This is a genomic window from Paracoccus pacificus, from assembly GCF_042680785.1.
GTDB classification, from domain to species: Bacteria; Pseudomonadota; Alphaproteobacteria; order Rhodobacterales; family Rhodobacteraceae; genus Paracoccus; species Paracoccus pacificus.
In genome coordinates, this window is sequence record NZ_JBHUEN010000043.1 from 318,332 (window position 1) to 343,861 (window position 25,530).

The window sequence follows — 25,530 nt, forward strand, 5'->3', positions numbered from 1 at the left end:
GGCGGTTAAAGGACGACCCATGACACCCGCCGACCCCATCCGCCTTGGGCCCGAAACGCTGGGGCCACCCGTATTCCTTGCCCCCATGGCCGGGATCACGGATCTGCCGTTTCGCCGCGCGGTATCAAGGTTTGGCGCCGGGCTGGTGGTCAGCGAGATGGTTGCCTCGACCGAGATGGTGACGCCGCGCCCCTCGACCCGCGCGGCGGTGCGCGCCAAGGCGCTGACCGAGGGCGGGGTGCCGGTGTCCGTCCAGATCGCCGGGCGTGAGGCCGGGCCGATGGCAGAAACCGCCCGCATCGTCGAGAACATGGGCGCGCGGATCATCGACATCAACATGGGCTGCCCGGCCAAGAAGGTCACCGGCGGCATGTCCGGCGCCGCGCTGATGCGCGATCTGGATCACGCCCTGGGGCTGATCGAGGCGGTGATCGGCGCGGTCACGGTGCCGGTCACGCTGAAGATGCGGCTTGGCTGGGACGGCGATTGTCTGAACGCGCCGGAACTCGCCCGGCGCGCGGCGGGGGCGGGCGTGCGGATGGTGACCGTGCATGGCCGGACCCGCGCGCAATTCTATACCGGTCAGGCGGATTGGTCGGCGATCCGGCCCGTCGCCGATGCCCTTGCCGATCTGGATCAGCCGCCGCCCCTGGTCGCGAACGGCGACGTGGTCGATGCCGCCTCAGCCCGGCAGGCGCTGGCGCGTTCCGGCGCGCGGGCGGTGATGGTCGGGCGCGGCGCGCAGGGCGCGCCCTGGGCGGTGGCCGCCATCATGCATCAGCTTTACGGCAGTCCCGCGCCGCAAATCCCCTCGGGCGATCGGCTGGTCGATCTGGTCGGCGCGCATTACGACGACATTCTGTCCTTTTATGGCGCGGAACTGGGCCTGCGGACCGCGCGCAAGCATCTGGGCTGGTACGCCGAGCGCGCCGGTCTGGGCGATAGCCGCGCGGTTCTGATGCGCGCGGCCTCGCCGGCCGAGGCCATGACCGCGATCCGCCACGTCTTTGCCGGGGGCGAGGTGGTCCCGGCCGATCCGGTTCCGGCTGATCCGGTTCTGGCATGAGCTGGGCGGTCGCGCGGGATTTTCGTCCAGCCCAGCCCGGTCCGGGCTGGATGGCATTGCCGCTGGCGGCCATCATCCTTGACGCGCGCGGCCGGATCGCGGCCATGAATGACGCGGCCGAGCCGTTTTTGAACATGTCCAGCCGTTCCTCGCTTGGCCAGTTCCTCGAGGCCGAGCCGATCGCCGCGCGGGTGCGGATCAGCCCGCCGCTGGGGCCGATGATCGCCAAGGTCGCGGGCGGTCATGACGCGCTGTCGCAGCCCGCCGTGCGTTTTGACATCGGCGACCGCAGCGGTGGGCACCACACGCGGCTGGCCACGATTTACCTTGGCCCGGTCGAAGATCCGGCGGGCGGGGTGATGATGATCATCTCGCCCACCGACACCGCGGATCGGCTGGGCCGGGGACTGGCCGCCCGAACTGCGGCGCGCAGCGCCATCGGCATGGCCGAGATGCTGGCGCATGAGATCAAGAACCCGTTGGCGGGCATTCGCGGCGCCGCCCAGCTTCTGGCCATGTCGCTGCCGCCGGATGAGCAGGATCTGGCCGAACTGATCGTGGCCGAGTCGCGCCGGATCGTCGCGCTGCTGGAAGAGGTCGAGCGTTTCGGCGACACCTCGGCCCCGGTGCTGGCGCCGGTGAACCTGCATAACGTTCTGGACCGGGCGCGCCGATCGGCCGGGGTGGGATTTGCCCGAGGGGTCAGGCTGGTCACCGATTACGACCCCTCGCTTCCCGCCGCGATGGCCGATGCCGACAAGCTGGTGCAGGTGTTCCTGAACCTGCTGAAGAACGCCGCCGAGGCGATGGAGCGCGCCGGCCATCAGGATGGAACGATCCGGATCCGCACCTTCTATGACGGCACGTTGCGCCTTGCGCCGACCGAAGCCGAGCCGGCGGGCCGCGCCCTGCCGTTGCAGGTCGAGGTCGAGGATGACGGCCCCGGCATCCCCGAGGGCATTGCCGAGCAGATATTCGATCCGTTCGTTTCCGGTCGCGAGAACGGCACCGGCCTTGGGCTGGCATTGGTTTCCAAGATCGTGACCGATCATCGCGGCTTTATCGGGGTCGAAAGCCGCCCCGGCCGCACCGTTTTCCGCATTTCCCTGCCGAAGGCCGAAGGAGAAACCTGATGGATGGCACCGTATTGGTCGCCGATGACGACCGCACCATCCGCACCGTCCTGACCCAGGCGCTGACCCGCGCCGGCTGCCGCGTGCATGCGACCGGCAGTCTTGCCCAGCTTCAGCGCTGGGTCGAGGAAGGGCGCGGCGATCTGGTGGTGACCGACGTGATGATGCCCGATGGCAATGGCATCGACATGATCCCGGCGATCCGAAAGGCGCGGCCCGATCTGCCGGTGATCGTGATCTCGGCCCAAAACACCATCGTGACCGCGATCCGCGCGGCCGAGGCCGATGCCTTCGAATACCTGCCGAAACCGTTCGATCTGCCCGATCTGATGGGCAAGGCCGGTCAGGCCCTGTCGCGCCGCGCCCGCCTGTCGGACCGCACGCCCGACCGCGCGGGACAGGCCGCCGCGCCATCGCCGGTCACGGCGGCAGCCGGCGTGCCGGCTGAGGCGGGCGCCCCCCTTGGCGCCGACCCGGCATTGCCGCTGATCGGGCATGCGCCCGCGATGCAGGCGCTGTTCCGGATGGTCGCGCGGGTCCTGAACGCGGATCTGCCGGTATTGATTCTTGGCGAGGCCGGTGTCGGTTCGACCACCGTGGCGCGCTCGTTCCATGACCTGTCGGATCGTCGCGGTGCCGCGCTTGTCATCCTGACCGCCGCCGATGCCGCATCGGAAACGCTGTCCCGGATGATCGACAAGGCGCGCGGCGGCACGGTCCTGATCGAGAACCCCGCCGGTTTCGACGCAGGCACGCAAGCCCGGCTGATCGGGTCCATCGAGGCGTGGGAGAACGGCCCCGACCGCGCGCAGGCGCCGCGTCTTATCTCGACCCTCGGTCCCGATCCGCAGGCCGAGGTCGCGGCGGGGCGGCTCAGGGCGGATCTGTATTATCGGCTGGCGGGGGTGACCATTACCGTGCCGCCGCTGCGCCAGCGTGTCGACGACATCCCCGCGCTTGCGCGTCATCTGCTGGCGCGGGTGGCGGCGCAGGGCCTGCCGGGGCGCACGCTGTCAGACGAGGCGATGGCGCTGATCCGCGCCCATCCGTTCCCCGGCAACGTGCGCGAGCTGGAAAATCTGCTGCGGCGCCTGACGCTGACCGCCGCCGAAGATGAAATCTCGGCCGCCGAAGTGCGCGAGGCGCTTGAAACCGACCATCCGGCGCATTTCAACGCTGGCCGTATCGACGCCGGGATCATGGCGACCGGCGGCACCCGGCCCATGGCGGCGGGGCAGCCGGCCGCGCGCACCCCCGAGCGTGCGCAGGCCACCGATCCCGGCACCGGGCGCCTGTCGCAATCGGTCGAGGCGCATCTGCGGCGTTATTTCGACCTGCACGGGGATTCTCTGCCGCCGCCCGGTCTTTACGACCGTATCCTGCGCGAGGTCGAACGGCCGCTGTTGCAGATCGCGATGGACGCGACCGGCGGTAATCAGCTTCGTTGCGCCGATATGCTTGGGATCAATCGCAATACGCTGCGCAAGAAGCTGACCGATCTGAATATTGAGGTGACACGCCGCCGCAAACTGATGTAAAACCGCCACAGGTGTTGTGGTTGCTGTCGCGAGATGGCAACAGCGCGCCGAATTGCCCGGCTCAACAAGGGCGATGAGAGGCGAGTATGATGGCGGGCAGGTTGCCGCGATGAACAAGGTCTCGGGTTTGCGTTGGGACCATATGCTGGACCGCTGGCCCGAGCGGCTGGCGCGTTTGCGCCGTCAGCGGCGCTGGCAGACGGCGGCGACGCTTGGTCTTGTCGTGCTTGGCCCGTTGCTGGCGCTGGCCTCGTTCGTCGTGCTTGGCCCGATGGCGGCGGTCGACGGCAACAACTGGCTGCGTCTGGTCCTGATGCTGGACCTGGTTTATTTCCTGCTGCTCTCGGCACTCGTCATCCAGCGGCTGGTGGCGATGATCGCGGCGCGGCGGCGCAGCGCCGCCGGTTCGCGCCTGCACCTGCGGCTGACCGGGGTGTTCGGGCTGGTCGCACTGGTCCCGGCCGTTCTGGTCGCGCTTTTCGCCGGGCTTACGCTGAATATCGGGCTTGAGGGCTGGTTCTCGGACCGGGTGCGGCAGGTGGTCGGCACCTCGCTTGCCGCGGCCGAGGCCTATCAGAACGAACACCGGCGCGACCTTACCCAGGACGCCGAGGCGCTGGCCCAGTATCTGGACCGCGCCGGGCAGGCACAGCCGTTTCTGGACGATGGCGAGATGCGCCAGTTGCTGACGCAGGGGCAGGCGGCCATTCAGCGCGGCCTGCGCGAGGCCTATGTCATCGACGGCAGCGGCACGATCCGCGCGCGGGGCGAACGCAGCTATCTGTTCTGGTATGAAAAGCCCGCGCCCGAGGACCTGAAGAAATCGCGCGAGGACGGCGTCGTCCTGATCGAGGATTGGAGCAACAACGAATTTCGCGCGCTGGTCTGGCTTCAACCGCTGCGCGACCGCTATCTCTACGTCACCCGCGATGTGGACGGCAGCCTTCTGGGGCTGCTGGACGACACCCGTGCGACCGTGGGTCTGTATAACGAGCTGGAGGCGACGCGCGGCCGGGTGCTGCTGGAATTCTCGCTGGTCTATCTTGGCTTTGCGCTGTTGCTGGTTGCGGCGGCGGTCTGGCTGGGGCTGTGGTTCGCCGAGCGGCTGTCGCGGCCGATCGGACGGATCGCGGCGGCCTCGGTCGCGGTCGGCGAGGGCAATCTGGACCTGCAGATCCCCGAGCCCGACACCGGCGACGAGATCCAGACCCTTGGCCAGTCGTTCAACCGCATGACCCGGCAGTTGAAGGCGCAGCGCGAGGAGCTTCTGGTCAGTCATCGCCAGTCCGAAGATCAGCGCCGGCTGTTCGATTCCGTGCTGACCTCGGTCACCTCGGGGGTCATCGGGCTGGATGCGGCCGGCGAGATCGATTTCCTGAACCGGTCGGCCACGCTTTTGCTGGGGCTCGATGCCAAGAAGGACCACGACAAGCCGCTGGTCGAGGCGGTGCCGGAATTCGCCGATCTGTTCGATCGGCTGACCTCGGGCGTGGCCGAGTTCGTGCAGGACGAGGTCCGTCTGGTCCGCGACGGGCGGATGGAGAATCTGCTGGTGCGGATGGCGATCCGGCGCGGCACCGACCGCGCGCTGGAAGGCTATGTGGTGGCGCTGGACGACATCACCGATCTGGTCGGCGCGCAGCGCATGGCGGCCTGGGGTGACGTGGCCCGACGTGTCGCCCATGAGATCAAGAACCCGCTGACGCCGATTCAGCTTTCGGCCGAGCGGCTGAAGCGCAAGTTCATGCCTCTGGCCGGTAACGACGCCCCGGCGCTGGAGCAGTATACCGACGTAATCATAAGACAGACCAATGACTTGCGCAGGATAATTGATGAGTTTTCTAGGTTTGCGCGGATGCCGGAACCCGACCGGAAGCCGGTCGACGTGGCGAAGCTTCTGCGCGACTCGGTTCTGATTCAGCAGGACGCGCTGCACGGGGCGGAACTGGTCGCACGGATCCCGGATCACCCGGTCGTCGTTGATTGCGACGCGACCATGATCGGACAGGCCTTGACCAATTTGCTGAAGAACGCCGGCGAGGCGATCGAAGAAAGACGAAAAGCGGGCGACACCAAAGACTGGGTTCCCGAAGTCGACGTGACAATGACGGCGACACCGGAAGCCGTCGAAATCGCCATCATCGACAACGGAAATGGACTGCCGCCGGACCGCTCGCGGCTGTTCGACCCTTACGTGACCATGAAAACCGGCGGCACCGGGCTGGGGCTGCCGATCGTCAAGAAGATCATCGAAGAACATGGCGGCCGTCTTTACCTGACGGATGCGCCCGGTCATCGCGGGGCGATGGCCGAAATCCGCCTGCCGATCGCAGGAACACAGACACATCACGCGGCGCGGGCACGTAACCACCCGGCAGCGGATGCAAGAACAGAAGGGGCAGACAAGTGACCAATGACATCCTGATTGTCGACGACGAAAAGGATATCCGCGAGCTTATCTCGGACATCCTGAAGGACGAGGGCTTCGCGACCCGGCTGGCCGGAAGCTCGGACGAGGCGATGAACCAGCTGAACAGCGATCCGCCGGCGCTGCTGATCCTTGACATCTGGCTCAAGGACAGCCGGATGGACGGGATCGACATCCTGAAGCAGGTCAAGCGCAACAACCCCGACGTGCCGGTGGTGATCATCTCGGGGCATGGCAACATCGAGATCGCGGTCGCGGCGATCAAGCAGGGCGCCTATGACTTCATCGAAAAGCCGTTCAACATCGACCAGCTCATGGTGGTCATCACCCGGGCGATGGAAACCAGCCGGCTGCGGCGCGAGAACCTGAACCTCAAGCGGCGCGACCCGGTCGCTGCCGATATGCTGGGCAACTCGCCTGCGTTCAAGCGGCTGCGGGATCAACTGGACAAGGTCGCCCGCTCGAACGGGCGGGTCATGCTGACCGGGGAGCCGGGCTCGGGCAAGGAGCTTGCGGCGCGCTACATCCACGCGCAATCCCCCCGCGCCAAGGAGGCCTTCGTGATCGTGGCCTGCGCGACGATCGAACCCGAACGGATGGAAGAGGTCCTGTTCGGCCGCGAATCCGCCGACCGGGGGGTCGAACCCGGGCTGCTGGAACAGGCCAATGACGGGGTGATCTATTTCGACGAGGTCGCCGACATGCCCTTGGGCACCCAGCCCAAGATCCTGCGGGTTCTGACCGAACAGCAGTTCACCCGCTCGGGCGGTTCGGACAAGGTGCGGGTGGACCTGCGGGTGATATCCTCGACCAACCGTGATCTCGAGTCCGAAATAGCGGCCGGGCGTTTCCGGCAGGAATTGTTCGATCGCCTGAACGTGGTCCCGATCGCGGTGCCGACGCTGGCCGAACGGCGGGACGACATCCCGGCGCTGGCCTTGCATTTCGTTGAATATTTTCAGGCCAATCAGGGTCTGGTCCCGCGCGAATTGCCCGAGGAAACCATGGCCGCGCTGCAAGCCATGGTCTGGCCCGGCAACATCCGCCAGTTGCGCAACGTGATCGAGCGGGTGCTGATTCTGGCCGAGAACGCCGGTCCGGTGCAGCCGTCCGAGCTGGAACCGCAGGGCGCGGCCTCGGCCGGCAGCGAGGCCCTGACCCTTGGGCCGAAGATCACCGGGCTGGCGCTGCGCGAGGCGCGCGAGCTGTTCGAGCGCGAATATCTTCTGACCCAGATCAACCGCTTTGGCGGCAATATCAGCCGTACGGCGCAGTTCGTCGGGATGGAGCGCAGCGCGCTGCACCGCAAGCTCAAGTCGCTCGGCGTCGTCGGCGGTGTCCGCATTGATGACGAGGTCATGGGGAAATGACCGGCGTTTCGCGGTATCCGGGGCCGGTGACATGAAGATCATCATCTGCGGCGCGGGTCAGGTGGGCTGGCAGATCGCCCGCCAGCTTTCGGGTGAGCGCAACGACGTCACCGTGATCGACACCGATGACGAATTGATCCGGCGCATCACCGACGGGCTGGACGTGCAGGGGGTGGCGGGGTTTGCCAGCCATCCCGATGTGCTGGACCGGGCCGGGGCGCAGGACTGCGAATTGCTGATTGCCGCGACCCATTCCGACGAGGTGAACATGGTCACCTGTCAGATGGCCTATTCGCTGTTCGGCGTGCCGCGCAAGATCGCGCGCCTGCGTTCCCCTTCTTATCTTGAGGCGCTTTATTCGGATGTGTACCGCACGGCGCATCTGCCCATCGACGTGGTGATCTCGCCCGAACGAGAGGTTGCGCTGGCCGCGCTTCAGCGTCTGGACGCGCCGTCGACCTTTGATGCCGAGGGGTTCATGGGCGGGCGGGCGCAATTGCTGGGCATCAGCCTGTCCGACGATTGCCCGGCGCTGAACACGCCGCTGCGGCAATTGTCGGAACTGTTTCCCTCGCTTCGCGCGGTCGTGGTCGGGGTGCGGCGCGGCGGCAAGCTGTTCGCGCCCGAACCCCGCGACCAGCTTTTCGCGGGCGATCACATCTATATCTTCACCAACAGCGAGGATGTGCACCGGACCCTTGAGATCTTCGGCAAGCCCGCCGTCCGGTTGGAGAACGTGGTCATCATCGGCGGCGGCAATGTCGGGCTGGGCGTGGCGCAGGCGCTGGAGAACCGGCCCGGGCGGGTCCGCACCAAGCTGATCGAGCGCAACCGGTCGCGCGCCGAGAAGGTGGCGGATGATCTGGACCGGACGATCGTCCTGCACGGTGACGGCATGTCGATCGAGATACAGGCCGAGGCCGGCGTGCCGCATGCCGACGCGGTGCTGACCCTGACCGAAGATGACCGGGTCAACATTCTGGCGGCGGTGCGGGCCAAGGCCGCGGGCGCCAAGCTGACCATTGCGCTGATCAACGACCCGACACTGGTGCCGCTGCTGGATGATCTGGACATCGACGCCCATATCAACCCGCGCGCCTCGACCGTTTCCTCGATCCTGCGTCATATTCGCCATGGCCGGGTGACCGATGTCTATTCCATCGGCGATGCCGAGGCCGAGATGATCGAGGCGCAGGTTCTGTCCACATCGCCCATCGCGGGCAAGCTGGTGCGGGACGCCGGTTTCCCCAGCGGTGCCTTGCTTGGCGGGGTGCTGAAGGGCGACAAGCTGATGAAGCCGCTGCCCGATCTGCGGATCGAGGAAGGCGATGTGGTGGCCATATTCGCGCTTGCCCGCGACGTGCAGCAGGTCGAGCGCCTGTTGCAGGTCGCCATCGACTTTTTCTAGGCGCGGACGGTAGGCGGGATGGAGAAACTGCGCCGGGTACCGATCCTGATCCTGCTGACCGGCGTCGGCGGTATCGCGATGATGGTGCCGGCGATGCATGCGCTGGTGATCCGCGACCACGCCGTGGCGCGGAACTTTTTCTATTCCGGTCTGCTGACCCTGATCCTTGCCGCGATACTGGCGCTGGCAACGGGGGCGAACCCGGTCGCGGGGCGCGCGCGCGGCGCGCTGGTCACGCTGATGGGCACCTTCACCATATTGCCTTTGGTGCTGGCGGTGCCGTTTTCCGAATCCGTCCCCGATACCGGGCTGTATAACAGCTGGTGGGAGATGGTCTCGTCCCTGACCACCACCGGCGCCACCTTGTTCGACGCGGAACTGCTGCCGCCCAGCCTGCATGTCTGGCGCGCGCTGGTCGGCTGGATGGGCGGTTTCTTCATCCTTGTCGCGGCCATCGCCATCATGGCGCCGTGGCGGGTCGGCGGGTTCGAACTGACCGCCGCCCCGGACGAACGGCAGGAATACCGCGATCACCTGCCCAAGCCCGACGGCGGTTCGGGCTGGCGCAAGCTGGCGAGCCGCGCCGACCATATCGCCCGGATGTCCGATCCGGCGCAGCGCGCCCTGCGGCATGCGGGCGCGATCATGCCCTATTACATCGGCTTCACCATGTTGCTGTGGGTGCTTTTGCTGATGCTGGGCGATCCGTCGCTGGTGGCCTTTTGCCGGGCGTTGGGGACGATATCCACCTCGGGCATATCGCCGTTGAACGGCGCCGTCGGCCGCAGCGCGGGGACGCCGGGCGAGGTGGTGGTGTTTCTGTTCCTGTGCCTTGCCCTGACGCGCCGGTTCTGGCCCGGCGGGAACGAGCTGCGAACCTCGGACAGGCTGCTGCGCGACCCCGAACTGCGCATGGCGGCGTTTCTGGTGCTGCTGGTGACGGCGGTTCTGGCGCTGCGCCACTTCACCGACCTGATCGACACCGCCGACCCCCAGGGCCCAAGCACCGTCGCCATCGGCTTTTTCGCGTGGGTGCAACAATTCATCCGCGCGGTCTGGGGCGGCATGTTCAACGCGCTGTCCTATCTGACCACGACCGGCTGGAACTCGGTCGCGTGGGAGGATGCGCGGCTGTGGTCGGGCCTGTCCTCGCCCGGGCTGATCCTTGCCGGGTTGGCGCTGATGGGGGGCGGGGTCGCCACCACCGCCGGCGGCGTCAAATTGCTGCGCGTCTATTCCCTTGCCCGCCATGGCGAGCGCGAGATGGTGCGCATCATCCACCCGACGGCCGTGATGGGCGGTGGCCGGATCGAGCGGCGCTTGCGGCGCGAAGGTGCCTATCTGTCCTTCATCTTCTTCATGGTTTTCGCCATTTCGATCGCGGCGGTGGTGGTGCTGGTCTCGATCTCGCGGCTGAACATCGAAACCGCCACCATCTTGTCGGTGTCGGCGCTGACCAATACCGGGCCGCTGGCCGGGACGATCCCGCTGATCCCGACATTCGAGGGTTCGGCCGGCGTCGCCGGCGCGCCATGGGCCGGCTGGGCCGGGTTGTCGATGTTGACCAAGGGAGTGCTTGCGGTCGCCATGGTCGTCGGGCGGCTGGAGCTTTTGGCCATCCTGGTTCTGTTCAATCCCGATTTCTGGCGGCGATAGGCTATTTGCCGCTTCCACGCCCGGAACCGATTCGGCGTAATGCGATAAATCGGGGAAATACGATAAATCGCCTTTCGGGAAACTGCCGCTTTCACGGTCATCATTATCAGAAAAAGGGCGGTTTGGCAGGCATGCGCGCGGGGCGCATTGCAGCGGCGCAACGCTTTTGCATCATAAATGCCCATTTTTCTTGCTGCGCTTGCATGGTCAACGGGCGCATTCTAAGTGTCAGCCAGATGCCATAAGAAAAATGAAAAGGGTGCAACCGGATGGCCGGCGACAAGCAGAATCTGCAGGATTCGTTCCTGAACCACGTCCGCAAGGTCAAGGTTCCTGTGACGATATTCCTGATCAACGGGGTCAAGCTTCAGGGCGTGATTACCTGGTTTGACAATTTCTGCGTCCTGCTGCGCCGGGATGGCCAGTCCCAGCTTGTCTATAAGCATGCGATCTCGACCATCATGCCGGGCCAGCCGATCACGCTTTACGAAGGCGACGAGCAGGGGTGAGCGACGCCGAGTCCGATCGCGCAAACCCGGACCGCGCCATCCCCGACAGCGGCACGCATGATACGCGGGAAAAACCGACCCGCGCCTATGTCATCCATCCCGATCTGGGCAACAGCCGGACCCGCCGGTCGCCCGAACATGCGCTGGAAGAGGCCGTGGCGCTGGCCCATGCCCTGCCGGCGATCGAGGTTGTCGGGGCCGAGGTCGTGCGTCTGCGCACCCCGAACCCCGGCCATCTGTTCGGCACCGGCAAGCTGGACGAACTTTCCGCGCGGCTGAAGGAAACCGAAGCCAAGCTTGTGCTTGTGGACGGGCCGGTGTCCCCGGTTCAGCAGCGCAATCTTGAAAAGGCGTGGAACGTCAAACTTCTGGACCGCACCGGCCTGATCCTTGAAATTTTCGCCGACCGCGCCCGCACCCGCGAAGGCGTGTTGCAGGTCGAACTCGCCGCGCTGTCCTATCAGCGCACGCGGCTGGTCCGGGCCTGGACCCACCTTGAACGGCAGCGGGGCGGCCTTGGCTTCGTCGGCGGTCCCGGCGAGACCCAGATCGAGGCCGACCGCCGCGCCATCGACGAGCAGATGACCCGGTTGCGCCGGCAGCTTGAGCGGGTGGTAAAGACCCGCACCCTGCACCGCGCCGCCCGCGCCAAGGTGCCTTATCCCATCGTTGCGCTGGTCGGCTATACCAACGCCGGAAAGTCGACGCTGTTCAACCGCATGACCGGCGCCGATGTGCTGGCCAAGGACATGCTGTTCGCCACCCTTGATCCGACGATGCGGGCGATCAGCCTGCCTTCGGCCGATGGCGGCGGCTCGGGGCGCCGGATCATCCTGTCCGATACGGTCGGTTTCATCTCGGACCTGCCGCATGAACTAGTCGCCGCCTTCCGCGCCACGCTCGAGGAAGTGCTGGAGGCGGATCTGATCCTGCACGTTCGCGACATCAGCCACCCCGAGACCGAGGAACAGGCGTCGGATGTCGGCGAGATCCTCGACGGGCTTGGCGTAGCCGAGGATGTGGCCCTGATCGAGGTCTGGAACAAGATCGACGCCCTGCGCCCCGACATTCGCGCCGCCCTGATCGCGACCGACGCCCGCCGGCCCGATGTGGTTTCCGTCAGCGCGCTGACCGGCGAGGGGATGGATAACCTGATCCGCGCCATCGACCAGCGGCTGGCCGAGGTGCTGGACGAACCGCGCCGCGCCTTTACGCTGGATCTGGGTTTCGCGCAGGGTCGCGAACGCGCCTGGCTGTTCGACGCCGGCGTGGTCGAGCGCGAAGCGGAAACCGACGCGGGTCACCGGCTGCACCTGCTGTGGACCGACCGGCAGCGCGGCGCGTTCCGGAACCGTTTTCCCGATGCGGGACTGCCGCCGCTGCCCGGTGAAGACGACCCTACGGCCTGAACACCACCGCCAGCACGACCAGAATAAGCCCCGACACCGACAGCGCCAGCGCGGCCATGTTGACGACCACCACGGTTTTCATGCGCTGCCGCATTTCGGCATCCCCGATGCCGGCGCGCTTTAGCCGGACCACCGTCAGGATGCACCATAGAATGGCCGCCAGCCCAGCGATGCTGATCGCCGCGCCGCTCCAGATCAAAATCTCGAAAATCATCGCCTTACCCCGATCATCCGGCCTGCCCCTAACGGTCATCGCCGACACCCGCAAGCCCGGGCGGCTGCTGTTGACCCGCGGGCCGTCCATGGGGCGGCGGGCCACGATGCTGCCAAATCCCGGCGTCTTGTTGGATTATTTATAAATATCAATATTTTGCAAATTCGCCATGCCCTTGACTGTTTGCCTGTCGATTGAGACAAGGCAGCAAGCGACGAAGATTCCAGAACAGCAGGAGCAGATAACAGATGCCGAGCGATGCCTATAGCGTGACCGCGGACGAACTTCGCCAGTTCGTCGAGCAGATTGAGCGTCTGGAGCAGGAGAAAAAGGACATCGCCGAACAGATTCGCGAGGTCTATGCCGAAAGCAAGGCGCGCGGGTATGACCAGAAGGCGCTGCGCGCCATCGTCAGCCTTCGCAAGAAGGACAAGGACGAAGTGGCCGAGCAAGAGGCGATCCTTGATATCTACAAGCAGGCGCTTGGCATGATCTGACCGGGCTGCGGGCGTGTCCCGCCCTGCGGGGACAGGTGCCTACGGGACGACCGGGCCGGCGGCGGTGATCCGGGCGCTGGCCGATTGCGTCGGCCCGGCGCGGCCCATGGCGTGGGGCATTCCGACCGCGAGGCGCCTTGTCCTGCCGACGGCACAGCCGACAGCGCAGCCGACGGGACGGCCTGCGTCGGGCAGGCATCATCGCCTCCATGCCCGACCCGCGCAGCGGTCATCACGTGACGAATTCTGTGGCCTCCCGTTGCCCCACGCGGCAAAACCCGCCGAAACCTGCCTTAAACCCCCACGATCCGCGGCTCTGGACCGGACGATTGCGCGCTGCTGAAGGGCTTTGAATGAACATCCGCGGCCGATCGCCCGCGGTCCGCGAACAATTTCCCCCGCGTTGCCGGCGTTACCCGGGAAAGCCGTCCTGTTTGCGTGGTGCGAGGGGCGCCCGTCTTGTATCCCGCCTGCGGTGATGCAAACCTTTCGCCGGGGCCAATGCAGGCCCGGTACATCAAGGTGTCCATCGCCATGACCTTTCAGATTTCCCGCCGCGCCGTTCTGCGCGGAACCGCCGCCCTTGCCGCCGCGACGGCGCTGCCGGGTTTCGCCCTTGCCGCCGAGGGCGGCCGCATCACCGTCGCCAACGACAGCGAGCCGCGTCAGCTTAACCCGGCCATCGTCGCATCGAATGGCGTGTTCTTCATCTCATCGAAGATCATCGAGCCGCTGGCCGAGGCCTCTTATGACACCGGTGGCCTGAAACCGCTGCTTGCGACCTCGTGGGAGGGATCCGAGGACGGTTTGTCGATCACCTTCAAGCTGCGCGAGGGGGTGAAATGGCACGACGGGACGCCGTTCACCGCGGCCGATGTGGCGTTTTCCGCCATGCAGGTCTGGAAACCGCTGCAAAACATCGGGCGCAACCTGTTTGCGAACCTCGACGCGGTCGATACGCCGGATGATCTGACGGCGGTGTTTCGGTTCTCGAAGCCGACACCCTTGCAACTGATCGCGCTGGCCCTGCCGGTCGTGTCCTCGGTCCTGCCGAAACATGTCTATGAGACCGGCGATATTGCCGAAAACCGGGCCAACAACGCGCTGATCGGCACCGGTCCCTATATCTGGGGCGAATATCGTCCGGGCGAATATTACCTGCTGAAGAAAAACCCGTCCTATTGGCAGGCCGGTCTGCCCACGGTGGACGAACTTGTCTATCGCGTCCTGTCCGACCGCGCCGCCGCCGCAAGCTCGCTTGAGGCCGATGAGATTCAGCTTGCCGCGTTTTCGGCCGTGCCGCTGGTCGATCTTGACCGCATCGGCAAGGTGCCGGGGCTGAAGGTGGTGACCAAGGGCTATGAGGCGCTGACCTATCAACTGATCGTCGAGATCAACCACCGGACCGAGCAGCTTAAGAACCTGAAGGTCCGGCAGGCCATCGCCCATGCCATCGACAAGAAATTCGTGCTCGACACGATTTTCCTCGGCTATGCCGCCGAGGCGACGGGGCCGGTGCCGGCGAACGATCCGACCTTCTACACCCCCGATGTCACGGTTTACGATTTCGACGTCGAGAAGGCCAAGACGCTTCTGGACGAGGCCGGCTATCCCGCCGGCGCCGATGGCAAGCGGTTTGCCCTGCGGCTGCTGCCCGCGCCTTATTTCAACGAAACCAAGCAGTTCGGCGATTATCTGCGGCAGGCGCTTGCCGCGGTCGGCATCGAGGCGAACATCGTCTCGAATGACAGCGCCGGGCATCAGAAGGCGGTTTATACCGACCACGCCTTTGATCTGGCGGTTGCGCCGACCGTGTTCCGGTCCGATCCGGCGATCTCGACCACGATTCTGGTCCGCTCGGGCACGCCGGACGGGGTGCCGTTCTCGAACCAGGGTGGCTATGCGAATGCCGAGATCGACGCTTTGGTCGATGAGGCGCTGGTGACGCTGGACTCCGCCAGGCGGATCGAGCTTTACAAGAAGTTCCAGCAGCTTGTGACCGCCGATCTGCCACTGATCAACGTGGCGGACTGGTCATTCACCTCGGTCGTGTCCGACCGGCTGACCAATGTCGCGAACAACCCGCGTTGGGCGGTGTCGAACTGGGCGGATCTTGGCATCTCGGGATGAACCGTCTTCTCCGGCTTATCCTGCGACGGCTGATCATCAGCATTCCGGTGCTGCTGATCGTCGTCATCGGGGTATTTCTGCTGCTGAACAGCGCCGGCGGCGATGCGGTCGACGCCTATCTTGCCGCGATGGGCGGCGGCGATGCCGAGCTGGCCGCCCGGCTGCGCGAGCAATACGGGCTGGACGGATCGACCTTCGGGCGGCTGATGTTCACCTTGGGTCAGTTGGCCCAGGGCAATCTTGGCCAGTCCATCGCGCTTAACCGTCCGATCGCCGATGTGATCGCCGAGCGGCTGCCGAACACGCTTTGGCTGATGGGCAGCGCCACCGCCATGTCGTTCGTTCTGGGCTCGGCCCTTGGGATCGTCGCCGGCAGGCGTCCCGGTTCGGCCAGCGACCGGCTTTTGTCGGGGGGATCGCTGCTGCTTTACTCGGTGCCCAGCTTCTGGTTGGGGCTGGTCCTGTCGGTCGCTTTCGCGGTGCAACTGCGCTGGTTTCCGGTGTCGGGGATCGAGACCGTCGCCTCGGGCAAGACCGGGCTTGCGCGGGCGGCGGATATCGCATGGCATCTGGTGCTGCCGGTCACCGCGCTTGGGGTGATCTATCTGGCCCTGTTCCTGCGCATCATGCGCAGCGGCATGGTCGAGGCATGGGGCCAGGATTACACCCTTGCCGCCCGCGCGCGGGGTCTGTCCGGCTGGCGGATCACGCTGAACCATGCGGCGCGGAACGCGCTTTTGCCGCTGATCACCATGCTGGGGTTGCAGGCGGCGTCGATGCTGGGCGGTTCGGTGGTGATCGAAAGCGTCTTTGCCATTCCGGGCTTTGGACGGCTGGCGCAAGAGGCCGTGGCGGTCCGGGATGCGCCGCTTCTGATGGGGGTCATACTGGTCTCGGCGCTGATGGTCATTCTGGCCAATCTGCTCGTTGATCTTGCCTATGGGCTGATCGACCCGCGCATCGGCAGCAATGCGGATGGCAGGCCGGAAGGCGGGGGCCGCCGTGCTGCGTGATCTGATGCGACGCCCCGAGGCGCTGATCGGCGGCGCGATCCTCATGTTGCTGATCCTGATCGCGGTGTTGGCGCCGGTTCTGGCGCCCGGCGATCCATTGGCGATCGCCGGCCGTCCGCTGATCCCGCCCCTGACCGATGCGGCGCATCCGCTGGGCACCGACCGGCTGGGCCGTGATCTGCTGGCCGGGCTGATCCATGGCGCGCGCACCTCGGTCACGGTGGGTCTGGCGGCGGCGCTGGTCGCGATCGGTGTCGGCATGGTCGTCGGCACGGCCGCAGGTTTCGCCGGCGGTTTTGCCGATGAGGCGCTGATGCGGGTCGTCGATGCGTTTCAGATCGTCCCCGGCTTTCTGCTGGCGCTGGCCTTCGTCTCGGTCAGTGGGCCGTCGCTGGGGGTCGTGATCCTTGCCATCGCGCTCGGGGCGTGGACCGGCCCCGCGCGGCTGGCCCGCGCCCGGGTCCTGTCGCTGCGCGAGACCGAATTCGTCGCCGCCGCCCGCGTCCTTGGCATGCATCCGGCCGAGATCGCCTTTCGCCAGATCATGCCGCTGGCCCTGCCACCGGTCCTGACGCTTACGGCGGTCATCGTTGCGGGCGCGGTGCTGACCGAATCGGCGCTGTCCTTTCTGGGTCTGGGCGATCCGAACGTGGTGACATGGGGCGGCATGATCGCCGAGGGGCGCAACCAGTTGCGCTCGGCCGCATGGCTGTCGATCATCCCCGGTATCGCGCTGGTGCTGACGGTGGTCTCGACCTATCTGTTCGGCGAGGCGCTGACCGATACCCTGACCGGGCGGAGACAGGCATGACCGGCGCCCCGCTTCTGACGATCCGTGACCTGTCGGTGATCTGGCCCGGCACGGAGCGGCCCGCCGTCGCGGGCGTCAGCCTTGATCTGCGGCAGGGCGAAAGGCTGGCGCTGATCGGCGAATCCGGTTCCGGCAAGTCGACGCTGGCCCGCGCCATCGCCGGGCTGTTGCCGCCGCGAACTCGGCTGCGCGGCGGTCTGCACTGGGCCGGCGACACGCCGCGGCTTGGCCGCGACATCGGCTATGTGTTTCAGGATCCGGGCGGCAGTCTGGACCCGCTTCTGTCGATCGGCGCGCAGTTGGTCGAGACCCTGCGCGCGCATCTGCCGCTTGATCGGGCCGCGGCCCGCGATCGGGCACAGGCATTGCTGACGCAGGTGCGGCTGCCCGATCCGGCGGCTGCGCTGGCGGCCTATCCGCATCAGTTTTCCGGCGGTCAGCGGCAGCGCATCGCGATTGCGCTTGCCATCGCCGCCGACCCGAAGCTGCTGATCGCGGACGAGGCCACCTCGGCGCTGGACATGCTTGTGCAGGCCGAGATCACCGCCTTGCTGCGCGAACTGTCCGAGACGCGCGGCATGACGCTGTTGTTCATCACCCATGATATCGCGCTGGCCGGTGGTCTGGCCGACCGCATCGCGGTGATGCGTGACGCGCATCTGGTCGAAGCGGGCGCGGCGCGGCAGGTCATCGACGCGCCGACCGAAGCCTATACCCGCCAATTGCTGGCCGCCCATATGGATCTGAACGGTCCCCGGCTGGTCGGCCCCGCACCCGAGGCCGTATCGGCATGACACTGTTACTGGCCGAGGGCATCGACAAGACCTATCCGGGCGCCAGCCGCAAGGCGCTGGACGCGGTGTCGCTGAGCATCGGGGCGGGCGAGACGCTGGGGTTGATCGGGCCATCGGGATGCGGGAAATCGACGCTCGCGCGGGTGATCACCCGGCTGACCCCGGCGGACGCGGGCACCATCCGCTTTGACGGGCATGACTGGCTTGCCCTGCGGGGCGGCGCGCTGCGGCGGGCGCGGGGGGCGATGCAGATGGTGTTTCAGGACCCCGCCGCCGCCTTTCATCCCCGCGCCACCGTCGGGGGCGCGCTGACCGAGGCGTTGCGCCTGCATCATCAGGGCGACCGGGGCGACCGACCCGCCCGGATCGCCGCACTTCTGGCACAGGTCGAGCTTCCCGCCGATCTGGCGCCGCGCCCGGTCGCCGCCTTGTCGGGCGGCCAGCGCCAGCGGGTGGCGATCGCCCGCGCCATCGCCACGAACCCCCGGCTGATCGTGCTGGACGAGGCGACCTCGGCGCTGGATGCATCGGTTCGCGGGCGGATATTGCAACTGCTGGTGCGGTTGCAACGCGAGCTGGGTCTGGCCTATCTGTTCGTCGGCCACGATCTGGCCGTGGTCCGGGCGGTGTCGCACCGGATTGCGGTCATGGACGCGGGCCGGATCGTCGAAGAAGGCGCCACCGATGCCCTGCTCGCCGATCCGAAAACCACGCTGTTGCGCCGCCTGATTGCGGCCGTGCCGCATCTGCACCCGGAAGGAGCCCCCGCATGAACGCCGATTGGTATCCGCTGTCCGACGCGCCGCCGTTTCCCGCCGCAGGCTATGCGGCCTTGGCCGATGACCTCGCGGACATCCTTGGCACCCGCAACGATGTGCTGTTGATACAGGCCGAGGCCGTGGTGGCGCTGGAGGCCGTGGCCCAGTCGCTGGCCCAATCGCCGACCCAGTCGCCGGGGCGCCCCGGTATCCGGGCGCTGAACATCGTCACCTCGCTTTACGGCCGCTGGTTCGGCGGCTGGCTACGGCGCGCCGGGGCCGAGGTGGTCGACCTGATGGCGGCTTTGCCGGGTCAGCCGGTCACCGCGGCCGAGGTTGAACAGGCGCTGTCCGGTGGCCGGTTCGATCTGGTCGCGGTCGTTCATGCCGAAAGCGCCTATGGGATCCTGAATCCGCTGCCGGAAATCGCCGCGCTGGTCCGGGCGCATGGTGCGCTGCTGGTCGTGGATGCGGTCGCATCCGTCGGCGGCCATGCGCTCGCGGTCGATGATCTGGGCGTCGATGTGGCGGTGATCGGCCCGCAAAAATCGCTGGGGGGACAGGCCGGGGTATCGGCGCTGTCGATTTCGGACCGGGCGTGGGGGCGGGTCGCCCCGGCGGGCGAAGCGCCCTCGATCCTGTCACTGGCCGATCAGCGCGATCAGTGGCTGAAAACCGGGCGCGGCATGCTGCCCGGCACCCCTTCGGCGCTGGAGTTTCATGCGCTCGCGCAGACCCTTCGGCGCGTCAAGGCCGAGGGGATCGCGGCCCTGCAGGACCGTCACCACCATGCCGCCACCGCCGCGCGGGCCGGCGCCCGGGCTTTGACCGGCCGCGCGTGGGTGGCCCCGGATCAGGCGTCCAATCTGGTGACGGCGGCGGCGCTGCCGGACGGATTGACCGCCGCGCAGGTTCTGGCCGCCGCGGCGCCGGGCCATGCGCTGTCGGCGGGCGTGGGTCCGGGCGGCGAGGGGCTGATCCGGCTGAACCATACCGGGGCCCGGGCCAGCCTGCCGGTGGTGCTGGGCGATCTGGCCGTGCTGGGGCGGGCGCTGGCGGCGGCCGGATACCGGGCCGATGTCGGGGCGGCGCTGGTCGCGGCCGAGCGTGCCGCAAACGCGGACAGATCCGCCTGATGCCGCCAGCCGTATACCCGCCGGCAATGCCCGCATCGCCCGTTCTGCGCCGGCCGCAGGCGATTGTCTTTGATTTGGACGACACGCTGCTGACCGCCTATCGCACGCCCGAAAAGACGTGGTTCGCGATTATCAGCGAGCACTCCGATGCGCTGGGTGTCCACGATCGTCGCTGGGTCACGGCCGAAGTGCTGGACCGGGTGCTTGACTTTCTGTCGCAGGACGAAGGCCGCAAGCTGTGGCGGCTGGAGGGCGACCGGACCCGGCGGCGCGTGGTGCGTTCGGCCTTTCACCGGCTGAATCTGGCCCGGCCCGAGGGGACCGAGCCGCTGCACGGTGTCGATGCCGACCGCATCGCCGACCGGTTCGAGACCTATCTTGAGGATACCATCACCCTGAAACCCGATACGCTGCCGGTGCTGGATGCGTTGCGGGGCATGGATATCCGTCTGGGACTGCTGACCAACGGCTCGGGTCCCCGGCAGCGCGGCAAGATCGCGCGCTTCGATCTGGCGCGGCATTTTCAGGCCATCCGCATCGAGGAAGAGGCAGGCTTCGGCAAACCCGATCCCCGCGCCTATCGCGCCATCCTGCGGGCGTTGGACACGGTGCCCGCATTGGCGTGGATGATCGGTGACGACCCGACATGGGATGTCGAGGCCCCGGCGCGGCTGGGCCTGACCGGGATCTATTATTGCGAGGATGCGCGCCTGCCCACACCACCCGCCGCCTCGGCCCGGATCTCACGGCTGGGGGCGCTGCTGCCTTTGGTGGAACGGGCGGCGTAAGGCGGGCGCGCTTTGGGGATTCGGGCGTGCGGCGGGTGACCGCGGGGTGGGTTTCAGGCATTCCGCGCGGCACCGCCGCGATGGATTCAGACGCCGTCCACCTCAATGAAAATCGCGCGACCCCGGCAGGATGCGCAGATTGCGGGGATGGGCGGGGACAGGTGGTGGCATGCCGTCGGGCGCGGCTGTGTATCCGGCCAGACGGGCCAGCACGTCGCTGCGGTCGGTCAGGTGGTCGACGACGACATGGATCACGCCCTCGCTGCTTTGAACACAGCCTTCGACCGCGATGACGCGGGCCGCCATCGCCACCTTGCGGAAGGCCGCGAGGACCTTGGGCCACAGGACCAGATTGGCGCTGCCGGTTTCATCCTCAAGCGTGATGAAGCACACCCCCTTGGCCGATCCCGGGCGCTGGCGGATCAGCACCAGCCCGGCGATGCGCACCCGTGTACCATGCGCCGTCTCGCGCAGCCGGGCCGCAGGGATATAGCCCTGCCGGGCCATGCTGGCGCGCAGGAACCCCATCGGATGGACCTTCAGCGACAGCCGCAGGGTCTGGTAATCGGCCACGACATGTTCGCAGACCGGCATGGCGGGCAGGGTGACCGGGGGCTCGGCCCCTTCATCCGCCGCGCCATGGGCCGCGGTGAACAGCGGCAGATCGGGGGCGTCCTTCAGCGCCCGCGTGTGCCAAAGCGCGGCACGCCGGTCCAGCCCGCAGGAGCGGAAGGCGTCGGCCGCCGCCAACCGCCGCATCGCACCGGTATCCAGACCGGCGCGGCGGTGCAGATCTTCGAGATCCGCATAGGGGTCGTCCCGCGCCCCGGTCAACCGGGCGGCGGCGGCTGCGGCCAGCCCGTCCACCTGCCGCAATCCAAGGCGCAGCGCATAACCATCGCCCGCGGGTTGCAGCGTATTGTCCCATTCCGACAGGTTCACATCCGCCGGATGGACCGGCACGCCATGTTCGCGCGCATCGCGTACGATCTGGGCGGGCGCATAGAAGCCCATCGGCTGGCTGTTCAGAAGCGCGGCGGCAAAGGCGGCGGGGTAATGGTGTTTCAGCCATGACGAGACATAGACCAGATGCGCGAAGGCCGCCGCGTGGCTTTCGGGAAACCCGTATTCGCCGAAGCCCTTGATCTGATCGAAGCAACGCTGGGCGAATTCGGGGTTATAGCCGCGTTCGACCATCCGCTCGACCATCTTGCCCTGCAACGCTCCGATCGTTCCGCGCGACCGGAACGTGGCCATGGCACGGCGCAGCTCATTCGCCTCGGCATCGCTGAACCGGGCCGCGACCATGGCGATCTGCATCGCCTGTTCCTGAAAGATCGGCACGCCCTTGGTGCGGCTGAGGATGTTGCGCAGCTCATCCGGATCGTATTCCGGCCCGGGCGAGGGGTAATCCTCGGGCTCTTGCCCATTCCGGCGCCGCAGATAGGGGTGGACCATATCGCCCTGAATGGGGCCGGGGCGGACAATGGCAACCTCAATCACCAGATCATAGAAACAGCGTGGCCGCAGGCGTGGCAGCATGTTCATCTGCGCCCGGCTTTCGACCTGAAACACGCCGACACTGTCGGCGCGGCACAGCATGTCATAGACCGCCGGATCCTCGGGCGGGATATTGGCCAGCGTCAGGGGGCGCCGGTAATGCGTCGCGATCAGGTCAAAGCATTTGCGGATGCAGGTCAGCATGCCAAGGGCCAGCACATCGACCTTGAGTATCCCCAGTTCGTCGATGTCGTCCTTGTCCCATTCGATGAAGCTGCGTTCCGGCATGGCGCCGTTGCCGATGGGGACGGTGTGGGTCAGCGGACCTTCGGTCAGGATGAAGCCGCCGACATGCTGGGACAGGTGGCGCGGCATGCCGATCATCTGTTCGGCCAGCCGCACGGTCATCGCCAGCCTGCGATCGGAAAGGTTCAGCCCGGTTTCATTGGCATGGCCCAGATCCTCGCCCCAACTGCCCCAGACCGTATTGGCCAGCGCCGAGGTCACATCCTCGGACAGACCCATGGCGCGGCCGACCTCGCGGATGGCGCTGCGGGGGCGGTAATGGATGACGGTGGCGCAAAGACCGGCGCGGTCGCGGCCGTATTTGCCGTAGATGTGCTGGATCACCTCTTCGCGGCGCTCATGTTCGAAATCGACGTCTATATCGGGTGGCTCATCGCGGGATTCGCTGATGAAACGCTCAAACAGCAGATTGCTGGTGGCGGGGTCCACGGGGGTGATGCCCAGCACGAAACAGACCGCCGAATTCGCCGCCGAGCCGCGCCCCTGACACAGGATGCCCTCGGCGCGGGCAAAGCGGACGATGTCATGCACGGTCAGGAAATAGCGCGCGATGTTTTTGCGGGCGATCAGCGCCAGTTCCTTTTCCAATGTGGCGCGCACATTGCCGGGGATGCCGCCGGGATAGCGATCCGCCGCCCCCGCCCATGTCAGCGCGCCCAGGTGCTGATCCGGCGTCAGCCCGCCCGGCACGGTTTCGCGGGGGTATTCATAGCGCAGGTCGCCCAGGCTGAAGCGGCAGGCATCGGCCACCCGGCGGGTGGCGGCGATGGCATGGGGCCAGTGGTGGAAAAGCCGGGCCATCTCGGCCGGGGATTTCAGGTGCCGCTCGGCGTTCGGATGCAGCAGGTGACCGGCGCGGTCGATGGTCACGCCTTCACGGATGCAGGTCATCAGATCCTGCAGGGGACGACGCTCGGGGGCGTGGTAATGGACGTCATTGGTGGCGAGTATCGACAGCCCGCAATCGCGCGCCGCCCGGTCCAGCCGGTTGATCCGCGCCACATCGTCGCCCCGGTACAGATAGCTTGCCGCCACATGGCGCAGCGTCGGCAGACGCGCGGCAAGACCGGGCAGCGCCGCGAGATCGCCGCCGGAAGGGTCAGGCAGCCAGATCAACTGAATGCCCGCCGCATGATCGGCCAGATCGTCAAGGCTGAGGTCGCATATGCCCTTGGCCTGCCAATTGCCGTCCAGATCATGGCGCCGCCCCTTGGAGATCAGCGCCGAAAGCCGGCCATAGGCCGCGCGGTCGGTCGGATAGGCCAGAAACCCGGTGCCGTCCGACAGCACGATCCGGGCGCCGATGACCGGGTGAAGGCTGGTTTTCCGGGCGGCGGCATGGATGCGCACGACGCCCGCCAGACTGTTCAGATCGGCCACCCCGATGGCGTCATAGCCAAGCTGATGCGCGGTTTCGGCCAGTTCGGGCGCAAGGCTGGCGCCGCGCAGAAAGGAAAATGCGGTCGAGATCCCCAATTCGACGAAATCACAGCGCGGATTGGGGGTGAAGGCGCCGGTCGTATCCGGGCGTCTGGGGCTTTGCTTGTCGGGCATCAGGCGCACTCCCTCATGCGAACTCACCATGCACGAACCAGCGCGGTGCGGCGCCACGGCCGTCATCGGCCAGCCCGGCCCGGAACAGCCACAGACGGCGCCCGGCCTGATCCTCGACCCGATAGTAATCGCGCAGCCGCGTGCCGGGCCGGTCGGCCCACCATTCCGGCGCGATGCGTTCGGGCCCCTGCCAGCGGGCCACGCGTGAGGCCGCCCCGTGCCATTGGAACTGCGCGGGCGGGCCTTCGGGAACGGCGTAAAGCACGCGCACCTCTTGCGGCGGGGTGAACAGCCGCAGCGGACGCCCCGGGACGGGGGCGGTTTGATGGGATGCGGCGGCCAGGGGCGGCGCATTGGCGATGGCGCGCTCGGGGATATGCCGCGCCCGCCGGATGGGCTGGGTCACGCAGCCAGGGCCGAAACGCGCCGCCAGCCGGTCCAGCAGACGCGGCAGATCGGGGCCGGCCCGCGCCTTGCCGCCAAGGTCGCGTTGATGGTTCGGCATGGTCTGGGTTTGCGGCGCGGCAAGCTCGATCAGATCAAAGCCAAAGCCGGGGTCGATCTTCTCCAGCCGTTCACGAAACAGAAAGGCGATGTGGTCGGGATCGCGGCTGGGGGTCGAGGCCCCCGCCGTGATCCAGCGCATCTCGCCGTCCACCCGCCAGACCGTCAGCCGCAATGCGCGCGCGCCCCGCCCCGCGGCGGCCAGATCGCGGCACAGCGCGCGGCACAGGCCCGGCAGGTGGTGGGTCGGGTCCAGAACCGGTTCAGCCAGACGGGACAGGGTGCGGAAGCTGGCCGGCGGCTCGGGCGGGCAGATCGGTTCGGCCAGCCGTCCGCTGGCCTGATCCAGCCGGATCACGGGGTTGTCCTGCGGCAAGGTGCGCAGGAAACGGCGGCTTAGCGCGATACGCGGGATCGCGGCCAGATCGCCCACCGTTTTCAGCCCCAGCCGGCGCAGCAGCAGCACCGTTTCCCCGGGCAGCCGCAGCGCCGCCACCGGCAACGGATGCAGCGCCTTTGTGTCCTGCGCGATGCTGCGGGCCTTGGGCGAAAAGCGCGCCAGAGCCCATGCCGCCCCCCATGTGGGCGCGCAGGCCAGATCGGCGCTGTACCCCAGCGCGGCCAGTTGATCCTGTATCGCGACCAGCATTCCGGGCTCGTCCCCCCACAGGTGATCGGCGCCGGTGGTGTCCAGAACCAGCCCGAAGCCACCGCGGGACTTTTCGGGCCCCGATCCCGGCTGGTCGGCGCTGCGATCCGGTGCCGTCCACGGACAGAACCGCCGTGCCCAAAGCGCCAGCCGGTCCAGCGCGGCGGCATCACCCTGCGGGTCCGCCGGATAGAGCCCAAGCGTGGGGCAGATGGCGCGCATATCCGCCAGCCGTCCGCCCTCGGCCACGCCGGCGCGGCGGGCGGCGGCATTGACGGCGTAGATTACCGGCCCATGCGTGCCCTCGACCCACAGCGCCAGCGGCGGGTTGTCCGGTGCCGGGTCAGCCATGGGCACCC

20 protein-coding genes are annotated in these 25,530 nt (G+C 67.1%); 17 read left to right on the top strand and 3 right to left on the bottom strand.

Annotated features, from left to right (window positions below; translation table 11 throughout):
• The first annotated feature begins 19 nt into the window (after positions 1–19).
• From dusB to hflX, 9 genes are all read left to right on the top strand, one after another.
• Positions 20–1,066 carry a tRNA dihydrouridine synthase DusB gene (gene dusB / locus ACFSCT_RS14030; RefSeq protein ID WP_379143721.1) on the top strand — a complete coding sequence of 349 codons (1,047 nt, stop codon included), beginning with the start codon at positions 20–22 and terminating at the stop codon, positions 1,064–1,066.
• Positions 1,063–2,199, top strand: a complete 1,137-nt coding sequence (locus tag ACFSCT_RS14035; RefSeq protein WP_379143722.1) for a two-component system sensor histidine kinase NtrB — start codon at positions 1,063–1,065, stop codon at positions 2,197–2,199. Before dusB ends, ACFSCT_RS14035 begins: the two co-directional genes overlap by 4 nt.
• Positions 2,199–3,737 carry a response regulator gene (locus ACFSCT_RS14040; RefSeq protein WP_379143724.1) on the top strand — a complete coding sequence of 513 codons (1,539 nt, stop codon included), beginning with the start codon at positions 2,199–2,201 and terminating at the stop codon, positions 3,735–3,737. The genes ACFSCT_RS14035 and ACFSCT_RS14040 overlap by 1 nt, the downstream gene beginning before the upstream one ends.
• 142 nt (positions 3,738–3,879) lie before the next feature.
• Complete coding sequence (locus ACFSCT_RS14045; RefSeq protein WP_379144389.1) at positions 3,880–6,147, top strand: sensor histidine kinase NtrY-like; 2,268 nt, start codon at positions 3,880–3,882, stop codon at positions 6,145–6,147.
• On the top strand, positions 6,144–7,535 hold the full coding sequence (ntrX, locus tag ACFSCT_RS14050; RefSeq protein WP_379143726.1) for a nitrogen assimilation response regulator NtrX: 1,392 nt from the start codon (positions 6,144–6,146) through the stop codon (positions 7,533–7,535). The genes ACFSCT_RS14045 and ntrX overlap by 4 nt, the downstream gene beginning before the upstream one ends.
• 31 nt (positions 7,536–7,566) lie before the next feature.
• Positions 7,567–8,943, top strand: a complete 1,377-nt coding sequence (gene trkA / locus ACFSCT_RS14055; RefSeq protein ID WP_379143728.1) for a Trk system potassium transporter TrkA — start codon at positions 7,567–7,569, stop codon at positions 8,941–8,943.
• An 18-nt stretch (positions 8,944–8,961) separates the two neighbouring features.
• Positions 8,962–10,599: a potassium transporter TrkG gene (locus ACFSCT_RS14060; protein WP_379143730.1), complete on the top strand. Its 1,638-nt coding sequence runs from the start codon at positions 8,962–8,964 to the stop codon at positions 10,597–10,599.
• A 269-nt stretch (positions 10,600–10,868) separates the two neighbouring features.
• Complete coding sequence (hfq, locus tag ACFSCT_RS14065) at positions 10,869–11,108, top strand: RNA chaperone Hfq (RefSeq protein ID WP_379143731.1); 240 nt, start codon at positions 10,869–10,871, stop codon at positions 11,106–11,108.
• 38 nt (positions 11,109–11,146) lie between these two features.
• Entirely contained in the window at positions 11,147–12,517 is a 1,371-nt protein-coding gene (hflX, locus tag ACFSCT_RS14070) for a GTPase HflX (protein WP_379144390.1), read from the top strand.
• Here the strand turns inward: hflX and ACFSCT_RS14075 are convergent.
• Positions 12,507–12,731, bottom strand: a complete 225-nt coding sequence (locus ACFSCT_RS14075; RefSeq protein WP_379143733.1) for a hypothetical protein — start codon at positions 12,729–12,731, stop codon at positions 12,507–12,509. The two genes, hflX and ACFSCT_RS14075, sit on opposite strands and share 11 nt — an antisense overlap.
• A 248-nt stretch (positions 12,732–12,979) precedes the next feature.
• On the opposite strand from ACFSCT_RS14075, the gene ACFSCT_RS14080 reads away from it, so the two are divergent.
• The 8 genes from ACFSCT_RS14080 (at position 12,980) to ACFSCT_RS14115 (ending at position 20,658) form a co-directional block, all read left to right on the top strand.
• Entirely contained in the window at positions 12,980–13,228 is a 249-nt protein-coding gene (locus tag ACFSCT_RS14080; protein WP_379143735.1) for a DUF2312 domain-containing protein, read from the top strand.
• Between the two features lie 534 nt (positions 13,229–13,762).
• Entirely contained in the window at positions 13,763–15,358 is a 1,596-nt protein-coding gene (locus tag ACFSCT_RS14085; RefSeq protein ID WP_379143736.1) for an ABC transporter substrate-binding protein, read from the top strand.
• A complete protein-coding gene (locus ACFSCT_RS14090) occupies positions 15,355–16,371 on the top strand; it encodes an ABC transporter permease (protein ID WP_379143738.1) in 1,017 nt (338 codons plus the stop codon). The genes ACFSCT_RS14085 and ACFSCT_RS14090 overlap by 4 nt, the downstream gene beginning before the upstream one ends.
• Positions 16,334–17,182, top strand: a complete 849-nt coding sequence (locus ACFSCT_RS14095) for an ABC transporter permease (RefSeq protein ID WP_379143739.1) — start codon at positions 16,334–16,336, stop codon at positions 17,180–17,182. Before ACFSCT_RS14090 ends, ACFSCT_RS14095 begins: the two co-directional genes overlap by 38 nt.
• Positions 17,179–17,976, top strand: a complete 798-nt coding sequence (locus tag ACFSCT_RS14100) for an ATP-binding cassette domain-containing protein (protein ID WP_379143740.1) — start codon at positions 17,179–17,181, stop codon at positions 17,974–17,976. The genes ACFSCT_RS14095 and ACFSCT_RS14100 overlap by 4 nt, the downstream gene beginning before the upstream one ends.
• On the top strand, positions 17,973–18,749 hold the full coding sequence (locus tag ACFSCT_RS14105) for an ABC transporter ATP-binding protein (RefSeq protein ID WP_379143742.1): 777 nt from the start codon (positions 17,973–17,975) through the stop codon (positions 18,747–18,749). Before ACFSCT_RS14100 ends, ACFSCT_RS14105 begins: the two co-directional genes overlap by 4 nt.
• Entirely contained in the window at positions 18,746–19,870 is a 1,125-nt protein-coding gene (locus ACFSCT_RS14110) for an aminotransferase class V-fold PLP-dependent enzyme (protein WP_379143744.1), read from the top strand. The genes ACFSCT_RS14105 and ACFSCT_RS14110 overlap by 4 nt, the downstream gene beginning before the upstream one ends.
• The gene (locus ACFSCT_RS14115) at positions 19,870–20,658 is read left to right on the top strand and encodes an HAD family hydrolase (RefSeq protein WP_379143746.1); all 789 of its coding nucleotides are present in this window, start codon (positions 19,870–19,872) and stop codon (positions 20,656–20,658) included. Before ACFSCT_RS14110 ends, ACFSCT_RS14115 begins: the two co-directional genes overlap by 1 nt.
• A 102-nt stretch (positions 20,659–20,760) precedes the next feature.
• Here ACFSCT_RS14115 and ACFSCT_RS14120 read toward each other — a convergent pair whose 3' ends face one another.
• Positions 20,761–24,018, bottom strand: coding sequence for an error-prone DNA polymerase (locus ACFSCT_RS14120; RefSeq protein ID WP_379143748.1), 3,258 nt, complete (start codon positions 24,016–24,018; stop codon positions 20,761–20,763).
• Positions 24,019–24,031: 13 nt separating this feature from the next.
• Positions 24,032–25,522 (bottom strand): Y-family DNA polymerase, encoded by a 1,491-nt coding sequence (locus ACFSCT_RS14125; RefSeq protein ID WP_379143750.1) that lies wholly within the window; start codon positions 25,520–25,522, stop codon positions 24,032–24,034.
• Positions 25,523–25,530: the final 8 nt, after the last annotated feature.

Bases quoted from the DNA above. Each gene is read 5' to 3' on its own strand.
- dusB (WP_379143721.1), top strand. From the start codon at position 20: ATGACACCCGCCGACCCCATCCGCCTTGGGCCCGAAACGCTGGGGCCA.
- ACFSCT_RS14035 (WP_379143722.1), top strand. From the start codon at position 1,063: ATGAGCTGGGCGGTCGCGCGGGATTTTCGTCCAGCCCAGCCCGGTCCG.
- ACFSCT_RS14040 (WP_379143724.1), top strand. From the start codon at position 2,199: ATGGATGGCACCGTATTGGTCGCCGATGACGACCGCACCATCCGCACC.
- ACFSCT_RS14045 (WP_379144389.1), top strand. From the start codon at position 3,880: ATGCTGGACCGCTGGCCCGAGCGGCTGGCGCGTTTGCGCCGTCAGCGG.
- trkA (WP_379143728.1), top strand. From the start codon at position 7,567: ATGAAGATCATCATCTGCGGCGCGGGTCAGGTGGGCTGGCAGATCGCC.
- ACFSCT_RS14060 (WP_379143730.1), top strand. From the start codon at position 8,962: ATGGAGAAACTGCGCCGGGTACCGATCCTGATCCTGCTGACCGGCGTC.
- hfq (WP_379143731.1), top strand. From the start codon at position 10,869: ATGGCCGGCGACAAGCAGAATCTGCAGGATTCGTTCCTGAACCACGTC.
- ACFSCT_RS14075 (WP_379143733.1), bottom strand. From the start codon at position 12,731: ATGATTTTCGAGATTTTGATCTGGAGCGGCGCGGCGATCAGCATCGCT.
- ACFSCT_RS14080 (WP_379143735.1), top strand. From the start codon at position 12,980: ATGCCGAGCGATGCCTATAGCGTGACCGCGGACGAACTTCGCCAGTTC.
- ACFSCT_RS14085 (WP_379143736.1), top strand. From the start codon at position 13,763: ATGACCTTTCAGATTTCCCGCCGCGCCGTTCTGCGCGGAACCGCCGCC.
- ACFSCT_RS14090 (WP_379143738.1), top strand. From the start codon at position 15,355: ATGAACCGTCTTCTCCGGCTTATCCTGCGACGGCTGATCATCAGCATT.
- ACFSCT_RS14095 (WP_379143739.1), top strand. From the start codon at position 16,334: ATGGCAGGCCGGAAGGCGGGGGCCGCCGTGCTGCGTGATCTGATGCGA.
- ACFSCT_RS14100 (WP_379143740.1), top strand. From the start codon at position 17,179: ATGACCGGCGCCCCGCTTCTGACGATCCGTGACCTGTCGGTGATCTGG.
- ACFSCT_RS14105 (WP_379143742.1), top strand. From the start codon at position 17,973: ATGACACTGTTACTGGCCGAGGGCATCGACAAGACCTATCCGGGCGCC.
- ACFSCT_RS14110 (WP_379143744.1), top strand. From the start codon at position 18,746: ATGAACGCCGATTGGTATCCGCTGTCCGACGCGCCGCCGTTTCCCGCC.
- ACFSCT_RS14115 (WP_379143746.1), top strand. From the start codon at position 19,870: ATGCCGCCAGCCGTATACCCGCCGGCAATGCCCGCATCGCCCGTTCTG.
- ACFSCT_RS14120 (WP_379143748.1), bottom strand. From the start codon at position 24,018: ATGCCCGACAAGCAAAGCCCCAGACGCCCGGATACGACCGGCGCCTTC.
- ACFSCT_RS14125 (WP_379143750.1), bottom strand. From the start codon at position 25,522: ATGGCTGACCCGGCACCGGACAACCCGCCGCTGGCGCTGTGGGTCGAG.